This is a genomic window from Vibrio mediterranei (assembly GCF_013364395.1).
Lineage (GTDB): Bacteria > Pseudomonadota > Gammaproteobacteria > Enterobacterales > Vibrionaceae > Vibrio > Vibrio mediterranei.
In genome coordinates, this window is sequence record NZ_JABXGK010000008.1 from 1275005 (window position 1) to 1287218 (window position 12214).

At 44.8% G+C, this 12214-nt stretch carries 11 protein-coding genes; 3 read left to right on the forward strand and 8 right to left on the reverse strand.

Features of this window, described 5'->3' with window-relative positions; all coding sequences use genetic code 11:
* Positions 1-223 precede the first annotated feature (223 nt).
* A complete protein-coding gene (locus HOP38_RS22795) occupies positions 224-1261 on the forward strand; it encodes a LacI family DNA-binding transcriptional regulator (protein WP_006069454.1) in 1038 nt (345 codons plus the stop codon).
* Between the two features lie 295 nt (positions 1262-1556).
* Here HOP38_RS22795 and HOP38_RS22800 read toward each other — a convergent pair whose 3' ends face one another.
* The 3 genes from HOP38_RS22800 to accD all read right to left on the reverse strand — a co-directional run bounded on the left by HOP38_RS22800 (position 1557) and on the right by accD (position 4464).
* Positions 1557-2015, reverse strand: coding sequence for a hypothetical protein (locus HOP38_RS22800; protein ID WP_198559073.1), 459 nt, complete (start codon positions 2013-2015; stop codon positions 1557-1559).
* Positions 2016-2196: 181 nt separating this feature from the next.
* On the reverse strand, positions 2197-3516 hold the full coding sequence (locus tag HOP38_RS22805; protein WP_198559074.1) for a ferredoxin reductase family protein: 1320 nt from the start codon (positions 3514-3516) through the stop codon (positions 2197-2199).
* 78 nt (positions 3517-3594) lie between these two features.
* Positions 3595-4464, reverse strand: a complete 870-nt coding sequence (gene accD, locus HOP38_RS22810; protein ID WP_198559075.1) for an acetyl-CoA carboxylase, carboxyltransferase subunit beta — start codon at positions 4462-4464, stop codon at positions 3595-3597.
* 110 nt (positions 4465-4574) lie between these two features.
* On the opposite strand from accD, the gene HOP38_RS22815 reads away from it, so the two are divergent.
* On the forward strand, positions 4575-5474 hold the full coding sequence (locus tag HOP38_RS22815) for a LysR family transcriptional regulator (protein WP_062462132.1): 900 nt from the start codon (positions 4575-4577) through the stop codon (positions 5472-5474).
* 64 nt (positions 5475-5538) lie between these two features.
* Positions 5539-6390, forward strand: a complete 852-nt coding sequence (gene bla / locus HOP38_RS22820; protein ID WP_031493826.1) for a class A beta-lactamase — start codon at positions 5539-5541, stop codon at positions 6388-6390.
* 111 nt (positions 6391-6501) lie between these two features.
* Here bla and HOP38_RS22825 read toward each other — a convergent pair whose 3' ends face one another.
* The 5 genes from HOP38_RS22825 to HOP38_RS22845 are packed head-to-tail and all read right to left on the reverse strand — an operon-like array spanning position 6502 to position 12111.
* Positions 6502-7194 (reverse strand): ABC transporter ATP-binding protein, encoded by a 693-nt coding sequence (locus HOP38_RS22825; RefSeq protein ID WP_277950910.1) that lies wholly within the window; start codon positions 7192-7194, stop codon positions 6502-6504.
* 19 nt (positions 7195-7213) lie between these two features.
* Complete coding sequence (locus tag HOP38_RS22830; protein WP_198559076.1) at positions 7214-8497, reverse strand: ABC transporter permease; 1284 nt, start codon at positions 8495-8497, stop codon at positions 7214-7216.
* Between the two features lie 2 nt (positions 8498-8499).
* Entirely contained in the window at positions 8500-9714 is a 1215-nt protein-coding gene (locus tag HOP38_RS22835) for an ABC transporter permease (RefSeq protein WP_198559077.1), read from the reverse strand.
* Positions 9711-10982, reverse strand: coding sequence for a TolC family protein (locus HOP38_RS22840; RefSeq protein WP_198559078.1), 1272 nt, complete (start codon positions 10980-10982; stop codon positions 9711-9713). Before HOP38_RS22840 ends, HOP38_RS22835 begins: the two co-directional genes overlap by 4 nt.
* Positions 10975-12111 (reverse strand): efflux RND transporter periplasmic adaptor subunit, encoded by a 1137-nt coding sequence (locus tag HOP38_RS22845; protein WP_006069444.1) that lies wholly within the window; start codon positions 12109-12111, stop codon positions 10975-10977. The genes HOP38_RS22840 and HOP38_RS22845 overlap by 8 nt, the downstream gene beginning before the upstream one ends.
* Between the last annotated feature and the right edge of the window lie 103 nt (positions 12112-12214).

Sequence of the window (12214 nt, forward strand, 5' to 3'; positions counted from 1 at the left end):
TTTATCTCTATCTACACGAATCAAAAATTATAAGTTTACGAACAGCTGTTCGTAAACTTATAAGAATTTGCCTTGCGTGTAAGTGATCCACCGCACATTCAGTATGCTCTAGTCAAAAAACGTGATTTAGATCTACAAACTGACTACTTGAGCGTATGATATTTGTTCGTGAGAGAAACTCTTTTGCTGGTATTATTTTCGCAGCCATTCATTAGAGGTTGCCATGTCTCAAAAACCAATCAATGCAACGCAGATCGCTAAGCTCGCGGGAGTCTCTCGAAGTACCGTATCAAAAGTCATCAACAACTACCCTGATATCCCAGAGGACACAAAAGCCAAGGTTCTATCGGTAATTGAGAAGCATAAGTATCAACCAAATGCCTTTGCTCAAGTACTTAAGGGGGTGCCACAGACCGTTATCGCTCTTTATGCGTACGCTTACGAGGTGGATATGGAAACTGATTCTTTGAGCTCATTAGAATCACCCTATGTCATGGGAATAATTTCTAACTTCATTAAAGCTGCAAAAAACCACAACCATAAACTTGTTGTGGAACTCATAGAGTTCGGAGATAACGAACAAGAAGTTGAAGCACAAATACGTAAAGACTTTGATTCAAAAACCATTGCGGCTGCGGTTTTTCTCGGGCTTTCTAACGACGTCAAGTTTATAGATAACTTGATAGAGGATGACTATCGAATCGCAGTGATAGATCGAGAGATCAAAGAGGCTAAGAAGAGTATTAATATTTTCACCGACGATTTCGGTGGCGCTAGACTCGCCGTTGAACATTTATACGAACAAGATTTCAACTCTATCGCTTTTATCGGTGGTTTGGACAACAAACACTCTGCTCATAGTCGACTAGAAGGTTATCGAAGCGCTGTACTTGAAGCCAATGCGAAGCAAGTTGTATTTGATGCACTTTTCTCGGAAAAATCAGGAAAGGAAGCAGCCCACAAAGTGCTTGGAATGACCTCTCGTCCAGACGCTTTTGTATGTGCTGCTGATGTTATCGCTTATGGTTTCATTCAAACACTTAGAGAACTCGACCCTGATTATTTGAATCAAATTGGCGTCGTAGGATTCGATAACAGCCCTTTCAATCAATATCAAAGACCATCACTTAGCTCTGTTGGTGTCGACTTTAGCCAAATAGCCGTAACCACCATAGAAGCGCTATTAGGTAATTCAGAAGCTACGAAGTACACCGTCCCAATGTCACTAAACCAAAGAGATTCAAGTTCCAAAGGGCGTTGAGATAGCATATCGGGAAGTAAAAAGTTATTTACTATCCAATACCCACCTTCAATCTCAAATAGAACACCATCTTCGTGAAAACGAAGATGGTGTTCTATAGCGTGTAGATTACTGAATATGTAAACCAGCTCATGTTAACTAGATATACGACACGCTGTAGGAGATTCTCTTTATCAAGGGAATAACGGTATCTTTTTGTACCAAAGCGACGTTGATAGCAGCACATAAGTGGGTCAGTAGCTTATTAAAATATGCGTTAGATGCTCACTACCGTACGTTTTCATGAGCTTTATGGTTACTTAGCTGTTTCCCGTTTATTAGATTTCCCTACTAGCTTGATGTCTGGATGCTTATGAGAAACAATTTCTACACACTCATCGGAGGTTGCAATTAAGTGGGACCATTCATCTTCATAGCCAGAAATAAACGTTATTGGACTTTCTTTACTCCATAGATGCCCTTTAATAAGAGTACAATTTGGGAATCTATCCCCTGCCGCCCAAAGTTCGAGTAAACCACCTTCATCTAACAGGCGAAACCCACTTACCGTATCAAACATGACATCGTATAGACTTTCAGTTTCTTCATGGAAGACGCTTACTATCAATGCGTAATCTTTATGCCGCTCACTTCCTTCAAGCTCGTAACCACTACCATCTGAATACGTCACTGCAAAATGCCTTCCATTCCATGATAAATCAACGATATATATCGTTCCTTCGCTGAATGGAGTGTCCCAATATTTAACTTCCATCTGTCTGATCCTATTCACTGACCCAAGCGATCTAGTGCTTGTTGGCTGATTGTTCGTGGGTTTCGTCGTTCAATATTGCAGTCTTTCTGTGCCAGTTCAATTACCAACCATTAGTTTATTTTTGGTTGAACACATCAAACAGCACCTTTGAACCTTGTGAGAGAATCCGAACTAAACAAGATCAACGAAAGTTGAACAACTCTGAATGAAAATTCTTTGTGTCGAATCTGATTGCCTTAAGTTGACCCAGCAACGCCTTCCTAAATCCAACAGGACCGCAAAACCAAATGCTTCGCTGCGCAATATCAGGATGTTTTTGGCGTATCTGCTCAATAGACAAAAAAGGTTTTAGCCGATTATCGATCACATGAAACTCAACGTTTGCTTTTCTGGCTGCACTTTCCATCTCTATGATCAAAGAAGGCGATGGGCTCTCGGTACAATAATAGAAAACAACTCCACCTCTATCTGGTTGTTGGGCGAGTTCATCCAATCGGGCTTTAAACGCCGCGCAACCAATCCCCCCAGCAATCCATACTTGCTTTTTACTATCGTCAAAATCGAACTTGCCATACGGACCTTCAACTTCTATCTGTTGTCCTATTTGAACTTGCTTATGAATGTTGCCAGTAAAGTCGCCAAGAGCCTTAATTAAAAAGCTTACATTGCGCTGTTTACTATCTACTGAAGCGATAGTGAACGGGTGAGGTTCTTCGCTGCCGATCCTTACAAACGCAAACTGACCAGCTAAATGACCTCTCCAACTTGGAAGATGGACGGAAAGTCGCGTCGTATGATTTTCTTTGCTATAAACCACCTCACTGATAGTGCCAGCATGTTTGTTGTCTTTGCCAATCCACCCAATCACACTCAAAATGGCAGCCGTAATGCCCGCAAGAACAACGAACACAGTGATTGGTGTGATAATGTTATCCCAATATAAGTGTTTGAGAAGAATCAGCGAGTGATAGCCGATAGCGATAAAGGCAATCGCCATCAGTTTATGAGTCCATCTAAAAAACTTATAGCGAACAGGAGCAAATAACGCCAATACCGTTAAACCGACAAATAGGTACAACGTCCACTCGCCCATTGTTTCCGCACTGCCACGCAAAGGACGAATTAAAGCATAGAAAGAGTCAGGGTCGATGGACGAAGCACCACGCTGAGGTCGTTCAAGATACCCCGCACGCACCAGTTGCTTTGGTACGATAGCAAGTAGCCAGTGAATAACGCCTATGATAACAGCATAAATTGCTACCCATTTATGTAGGCGATAAGACTTATCTAAGCCTCGGGTAAAATTCTCAATCAGTGGTAATCTCAAAGCGAGCAACATCACTAGAGTTAATAGAAGTACTGAAACGATACCCGTGATTTGGATTAAGGCGCTTCGCCACTGCATGAAGGTTTCATTGGCGACCAATGAAGGCTCCGCTTGAAGCCAGATAAAGATGATAGCCAGGATGAGGGCGAGCACCATTGAATAGAGTTTGTTCATAATAACGCTCCTGTTGAGCTTTAACTCTACTCCTTCTAATGTAACCCTACGTCAGGGAGAGTAAATCAGTGTAAATGCTTAATCACTCTCTTCCACCAACTGACTATTGGTCATCTTAGATAAAAGCTCAGCGATTCGATTTCTCATATCGCGCCTATCCACAATCATATCTAACGCCCCATGCTCCAAAAGAAACTCACTTTGCTGAAAGTCTTCTGGCAATTCTTCACGTACGGTTTGCTCAATGACTCTGCGCCCAGCGAAGCCAATTCTTGCTTGGGGTTCACCAATATTAATGTCACCTAGCATAGCGATGCTAGCAGACACACCGCCATATGTTTGGTCAGTGAGGACGGAAATATAAGGTAATCCAGCCATTGATAGTTGATTCAAAGCGGCACTGGTTTTGGCCATTTGCATCAATGCCATTAAAGATTCTTGCATCCGTGCACCACCACAAGCTGAAAAACACACTAGGCCACAATTGCTATCTCTCGCGACGTTAACAGCGTGAACAAACCGAGCGCCTGCTACCACCCCCAAAGAACCAGCCATAAACGAAAACTCAAACGCGCAGGCAACAACAGGCAACCCCATAAGCTGTCCCTTCATTGCGACGAGGGCATCTTTCTCCCCAGTTTCTTTTTGTGCTGAAGCTAAGCGGTCGGTGTAATGCTTTTTATCTTTAAAACCCAAGATATCTTCTGGTTGATAGTGACTTGCAATTTCAACCTGTCCCTCGGTATCTAAGAAACTAGCGAGACGCCGACGTGCTGTTATTCGCATATGGTGACTACATTTGGGGCATACCTCCAAACTCAGTTGCAACGCTTTGTTGTAAAGAATGTGGCCGCATTGAGAGCACTTTATCCACAAACCTTCGGGTATGTTTGCTTTGCGATTACTAACCAGTTTTTTTCTATGTAATAGCTTTTCAAGCCAACTCATGCGCGTTTATACCTTCGTGATTTAATTGATTTCATCATTGTATAAACTCATAATTAGCAATAAAGTGTCGATATTGAGTTACTTAATCCAACATTTTGGGACAATGAGTCGTGCTTGAGAGAATTGACCAACAATGGCTAAAGAGCTTTCATTGTGTGTACGAAAACATGAGCTTTAAACGTGCCGCGGAGTTTCTCCAACTTCCAACCTCCAATCTCAGTCGCCATATCAGCTTGCTTGAAGAGCGACTTGATACCCGACTCTTCGATAGAACGACTAGAAGAATTGCGCCGACAAGTGCTGGGGAGCACCTATATCTACTCACACAGCCACTGCTAAATAAGCTTAATGATGCACTTGAAGAGGTTACGTATCATTCTCAAGAGGCCGTTGGACAGTTGAGAATACTGATGCCCGACTCCCCTGTGTTGGCTAATGCCGTGGTAAGTTTCTGCGAAAAACACCCCTCAATATCGCTTAGTTGTGATACCAGCGTCAGCCCCAAGGAGGACTTATTCAACGGGTTCGATGTAATTTTAAAATTCCATCGTGGGAATCTTGACGATACCAATTTGGTAGCGAGGGAAATTAAACGCTGGCCTAGTATTGTAGTCGGTGCTCCGGAACTTCTTGATCGTTACCCTATACCCTTTAAGACCACTGACTTACAACACATTCCTTGCATTAGCAGTCTGACCGCGATCAATGGCGAACCGTGGGTTTTCAAAACGGACAGCGGTGAACGAATTACCCAAAAAGTTAAGTCTTCTTTTAAGGTCAATAGCGGACATCTCGCTAAAACAGGCGCGCTCTCTGGTATAGGGCTGGCAATTCTCCCTAGAGACATATGCCAAGGTGAACTGAGTTCTGGTGCTTTGAAAGTGATAGAAATGGAACATCAACCTGATGACTTGGTGCTATATGCATTTTACGCGTCAAGAAGGCATGTAGCCAACAAGATACCGTTGTTCATTGAACATATTAAGCACTGTGCGCATTTTGACGGTTGAATAATACTGTTTCCCTAGTAATACTCCGCACCGTAAACTCGCTTTCCTGTAAAAAACTGAAACCATGAAAAAACCTGTTTTGCTCTTGAGCCTCATACTTATATCTTTCTTTTCATCTGCCTCAACGCTCGATGAGTCTATAGCATCAATTGAGCAACGAATCTCGGGACGCATCGGCGTCTCCGTTTTGGATTCCAGAAATCAACAGCAATGGCACTATCGAGGCAATGAACGCTTTCCTATGATGAGCACGTTTAAAACTCTGGCATGCGCAAAGATGTTACATGACGCTGACTCAGGAGAGCTAGACAAGAACGCTTTGGCTCCCATAACGTCTGACAAACTTATTCCTTGGTCACCGGTTACAGAGAAAATGGTGGGCAGTTCCATTACCGTCAGCAAAGCTTGTGAAGCGACAATGGAAACGAGCGACAACACTGCAGCCAATATCGTTCTGCATTCCATAGGGGGACCTCAAGGACTCACTGAGTTTCTACGTTTGAACCAAGATGACGTGACTCGATTAGACCGCATTGAACCAGAGTTAAATCAGGCACTTTCAGGCGATAAACGGGATACAACAACACCAAATGCGATGAATACCACACTGCATCGTCTTCTATTTGAAGGGGCCCTGAATCAAGGCTCGAAAAATCAGTTAATGGCTTGGATGCAAGGGAACACGGTTTCAGATTCATTGCTACGATCGGTTCTACCGCAAGGATGGTCTATCGCAGACCGCTCTGGTGCAGGCGCTAATGGTTCACGTGGTTTTACTGGTGCTATTTGGGCTGACAATCGCAAACCATTGGTCATCAGCATTTATCTAACACAAACCGACCTATCGATGTCTGAACGTAACCAAATCATCAACGAAATTGGTGGGCTGATTTTCCAGACGTATGCTATCAAGTAACGAACTAAGCACAGCGCTAACTTAATAGAATGCATGCCGCCACTAATTATATTCCCTCACGAAGATAGTAGTCGGCATGTTAACTCATTGAATGAATCTTACGCAGAAGCTCTAAGTCGGCGCTCTATCTGAAATCACCTTACCATCTTTAATAGTAATAATACGTTTAGTACGCTCTGCTAATGCATTGTCGTGAGTAACAATAATGAGTGTTCTGCCTTCCTCATGAAGTTGATTAAACAATGCTTCAATCTCAGCGCCTGACTTCGAGTCCAATGCGCCTGTGGGTTCATCAGCTAGGATAATTTGAGGGTCATTTACCAAGGCTCTAGCAATGGCAACTCGCTGCTTTTGACCACCAGATAGTTGGTTCGGTTTATGGTCAAGGCGGTCCCCTAAGCCTACCTGCTCTAGAAGTTTTGCCGCACGCTGGCGACGCTCTTTGGCTTTAATTCCGCCGTACACCAGAGGTAACGCTACATTGTCGAGTGCGGTAGCGTATTCAAGTAAATTGAAGCTTTGGAACACAAAGCCAATCTTCTGGTTTCGAATTGCAGCTAGAGCATTAGCGGTTAAACTCGCGACGTTCTGGCCTGCTAATAAATAGTCCCCATCGCTAGGTTTATCTAGGCAGCCAAGCATGTTCATTAGGGTCGACTTTCCAGAACCCGAAGGACCAAGAATCGACAGGAATTCACCTTGGTTAATGGTTAAGTCAACGCCATCTAATGCCCGTACTTCCATTTCACCACTGGCGTAGTATTTGCAAATATTAGTCAGCTCAACAAGAGGCATATTTGCCAAGTTTTGTTTCGCGTTATGGTTACTCACTTTGTAATGCCTCCAGCGGGCTGACTTTGGCCGCTCTGTTGGCGGGTAACCAAGCTGATGCGACACCGATAATCATTAGGGTAACGATCACAATCGCGACCACAATCCAAGATAATTCAGGCACAGGCTTTCCGAGTTGTTCATAGAACGCATTGCCCTCAAGGCTGATGGTGCTAATCGCAGAGATCAGAGCGTAAGTGACACCTAACCCTAACGCACCACCCATCATCATGGTCATAAGAGATTGAACTAAATAATGAACACGGATAGCCGTAGGCGTTGCCCCCACCGCCATACGAACGCCAATGTCGCGAGTTGAACGCTTTACCGTCGCATACATGACATTGGCAATCCCAACACCTGCCACCGCAAGAGTGACAAAACCAATAATGCCGAGGAAGCTTTGTAAGCCAATAAGAAACTGCTGCATACTTTTTTGTCGTAGGAACATGTCTTCCACTTGAATTACTTGCTCATCATGGACGCTTGCTCCGTGTTTACGAGCGATGACTTGGCGAATGATTTGCGCCAACCTTTTGCGGTCCACATCGGCTTTAGGTTCGACGTTTATACCGCCAATGTCTCCATTGGTGTGAAACCGTTGCCAAGTAGCCAGCGGTACAAAGCTCGAATAGTTAATGCCATCCCCTTGCTCAACTCGTCCGCTATTCTTCGCCAAAACCCCAACAACCGTAAATTCCTCACTGCCAATTTTCACCTTTTTTCCAACAGGATCCGCTTGTAAAGTCACCGTCGCAAACCAGTTATAGTCGTCAGTTGGATTAAACAGATCTGCAGCCAATGAATAGCCAAGCACAACCACTTTGCGCATCTGCTTTTGGTCTAGCGGGTTCAACCATCGCCCTCCCGGCAACGGGATTAGGTTAGTCATCGACGCAAAATCGGTCGGAACAGCTATCGGTTGTTTCCATGAACCTCTATCGCCAACCGTGATGTTTTCGTTCCATTGAGCAGTAGGAGCGACACTGGCTACTTCAGGTAACGCCTTGATAACTTGGACATCCTCTTTTTTTAGCTTAAGAAACTTACCTTGGTGGAAAGCGCCATGGTCGATACTGGCGATGCCGCCAGTTAAGTAGATCAAGTTGCCATTGCCATTTTGCGCCGTTTTCAGTACTCCTTGACGAATACCCTCACCGACAGCAAGCATGGCAGCAATACATAGCGTTGCCCAAGCCACCGCCAATATGGTTAAACCCAAACGCAACTTTTCTGCTGACATTTCCTGAAAGATTTGTCTTATTGGTAACAACATCGCTACGCCCTCGCACTTGAGGCAATAACCGGAGTAAGGCGTGAACCTCGTCTCGCAGGAAAATAAGAGGCCATCAACGCTAAAATCAGAGTAACCAGTAGCGACCAAGTAATGGAGCCTCCAGTTATCACGGGTGTGCCTAACCACTCGGGAAGAGCGATGGAGTTAAGTAACATCACAGTAGCAAAGGCAAACGCCAACCCTAGCGCCGTTCCAACGGCGACAAGAATAAGCCCTTCAAGGATAAACTGATTCAGAATCGATTTCTGCGTTGCTCCCACTGCTAGGCGCACACCAATTTCTCTGGTTCTTTCGGTAACAGACAGGAACATAATATTAGCAACACCAAGCGCACCAACTGCCATGGTCATGGCGCCACTTGCGCCCAAGAATATCTGGATACCTCTGAAGATCCCCTTAATCATGGAAGCACCCTCGCTAAAGTCTGGCATATCAATAGCGTCTCTATCTGTGGGATCAAAATGAAGCAGCTTCGAATAAAAATCGGCAACACTTTTTCTAAACGAATGCGCATCCATGCCCTCAATAGGCTTCATTAACAGCATCCATGGTTTAACGTTCCATAAGTCACGATAAGTAGTTTGAGGAATGTACACAGTGCGACTATCACTGAAAAAGCTGGCGGAATCTTCATCTTTGAGCACGCCAATCACCAGAAAAGGAATGCCGTTCACTTTGACGGTATGACCAATGGAGAGGCCTCCCATCTTAGCAATTTGGTCGCCTAACACTGCTACACGAGTGTGATTAGCAATATCACTAGGCGAGATATGGCGCGAGGTGGGTTCGAACTTACTTTGCATAAGGGAGAAATAGCTAGAGTCGATACCGTTTACACTGCTCGATAAGTTTTGCCCTTTTTCATTGGTAACGCTGGCATCCCATTTGGCGTAAACACTGGACACAGCGTCGACGAAGCCGGTGTTTTTTATTCTTTCAACTTGTTCTTGGGAAATGGTGATCTGGCGTCTAGAAGGTAAGCCTTGCCAGGCCTTGCTGGTACTAGAAGGAAATGCAACCTGTACATTATTCATCAAGAAAGATAGCTGTTGAGTTTGGTGACGATAAAAGCCCTCTCCAAGTGCAATCAACACCACCACGGAGATGACACCCCAAGCAATGGCAATAATTGCGAGCGCACTTTTCATGCGGTGCGCCAGCAGAGTTTGCCATGTTTGCTGCAACAGATTGGTCATGAGTTAAGAGCTCGAGATATCAATGCGATCGTGTCATCATCCAGCTTTCCTGCCGTTTGCAATAAGCCTATGCGCTGGCGCCAATAATTGTACAGATTGGTTTGTAGACTGTTTTTTGCTTCAAACAGGCTGTTGTGGGCGTTGATTACCTCTGACACTTCCAGCAATCCAGCATCGTATAGTTTCTCTTTACTGCGCAGAACTTTCTCTCGAGATATCACCAGTTTGTCTGCCATCAGAACTTGATTCCAATTGATCTCCACTTGAGTAAATTGCTGCACCACTCGTTTATGGATATCGATTTCTACTTTACGAAAGTCCTGCTTGGCGCTGAGAATATTAAGTGATGCTTCATCTACTTTGGCACGCGTCGAGCCATTGAGGTCAATGGGGACACTTAGGGTAATACCGGCACTGAACTCACCGTCTTTGCGTTGGTCACCACCGTTGTAACCCACATCTCCCTTTAATGTAGGGTAATAGCCACCTTTAGCAGAATCTCTCGCAAATTCGCTCGCTTTAACATTCTGCGCTGCCACCAGCAGTTCTGGACTGCTGTCTTTCGCAAGCTTTAGCCATTGTTGTTGTGAGTTCACCAACATAGGTGGCTCCGCAACGGAGTCGGTACGAATTTGGTCAACGTTTTTTGGCGTTTGATTGATAAGTTCGGCAAGTGTTGCTCTTTTTACTTCTAAGTCAGCTTGCGCGCTCAAAATACCCGCTTGTTCAGATACTTGAGTCGCGCGAATCTCTTCTACGTCCACAGATTTTACTTTACCGGCACGGTAGCGCTTCTCGATAATCTTCAGCAGCTTATTGCCTTCTTCTAGCTTAGACTTAGCCAGTTGAAGATCTCCCTGCGCACTTGCTACGTCCAAGTATGAAGACAACAGTCTTTGCGCCAATTCGTTGTGTGAGCGAGATAGCTCTAGTTGTGCTTTGATGTAGTTCGCATTCGCCAGATCTAAATCTGACCATAAACTGCTATCCCAAATGGTTTGAGACAGTGTTGCCCCGTAGCTATTCGAATTGTCTGTCGACTCACTCCAATTAGCAGAGGCATTGGCACTTAAGCCTGGGAGTAGAGAACTGCGCCGTGCCTCAACTCCCACTTCACCCAGTTGCACGCCAATTTTAGCTTTTTCATAATTCGGGTCATTTTGTTTTGCCTGTTGCCAAGCTTGCTCTATAGAAATCGCATAACTTGGTAAGCTCAAGGTAGTTATTAATACCGCACACCCTAATTTCGACAAAGATAACTTAGCCATGTGTGACTCCTGCCATCATGCTGTTGTCGATAATCTCTTCGTTCAACTCAACTCCATCGAGCACCTCGACATTGATGCCATCCGATAGACCAAGTTTCACTGGTTGTGTGTGGAAGCCCTGCTCAGAAGCATCGGGGATCAATACATTGGGTGTGTCGCCATTAAATTGCAGTGCCCGCTCAGGCAGGGTTAAGACATTTTCTGACTTCTTCAGGGTAATTTTAGCTGTCGAGGAAAAGCCTGAACGCAACACAACCCCTTTAGGGATCGACAGCTCACCCACCTCAACGCCAAATCCATTGTCGAAACTCTTTGCCGATGAGTTACTTGCTGGTGAATTTAAGTTTTCAGACTGAATAGCAACCTTGGACAGTACTCCGGTAATTTCCACATCAGGGTACGGTGCAACGGTCAACACAACAGGCATTCCTGGAGATAATTGAGCGGCGTCATGTTCACTGACACTGCCTTTGAAAATTAAACTATTCATGTCCGCTAGCGACATCATGGCGGTGGCTTCTTGGTTGGATTGGGTGGAGATTATTGGTTCACCAACTTCAACTTTGCGATTAAGAACCGTACCATCAATCGGCGCGTAGATAGTGGATGTCAGACGAGCATTACCGATGGAGGCTTCACCGCTACGAATAAGCTCAAGGTTCTGACGCTTTTGCAACACATTGGCTTGAGCAGATTTCACCGACGAACGAGCGCTTACGTACTCATCGTAGTTCTTAGGAATAATGTCCTGCTCAACTAAGCTCTTTAAGTTGGCAAGCTTTTGCTTGGCTGATTCAAGCTCTGCTTCACTGCGCATCAAATCGGTTGAAGCATCGGTTAACGCTTGAGGTGTTGGATTTGGGCGAACCTTGATAAGCGGTTGACCTTGTTTGACTTTTTCACCGACGCTGACATAAATCTCACCTACAATGCCATCAATCTGAGATTTGATGGATACTGAGTGAGCAGGCACGATATTACCAACGGCCACCGCCTGTTTCTCAATGGTTCCTTTTTCTACCGCCAGAGTAGGAAAAGCTAACGGCTGCTCCGAAGATTGTAGATAGAAATACGCACCACCGCCGAGCAGCGCCATACACACAGCCGAGACCATCCAAGTTTTTGCCATCATTCACACCAATTATTGATACACGAGCTTGTGACCAGCTCGTGAATATAAAGTTCTAGGATGATAGCGACTTTAGTGCATGAAATTTGTCATGCTTGGTATG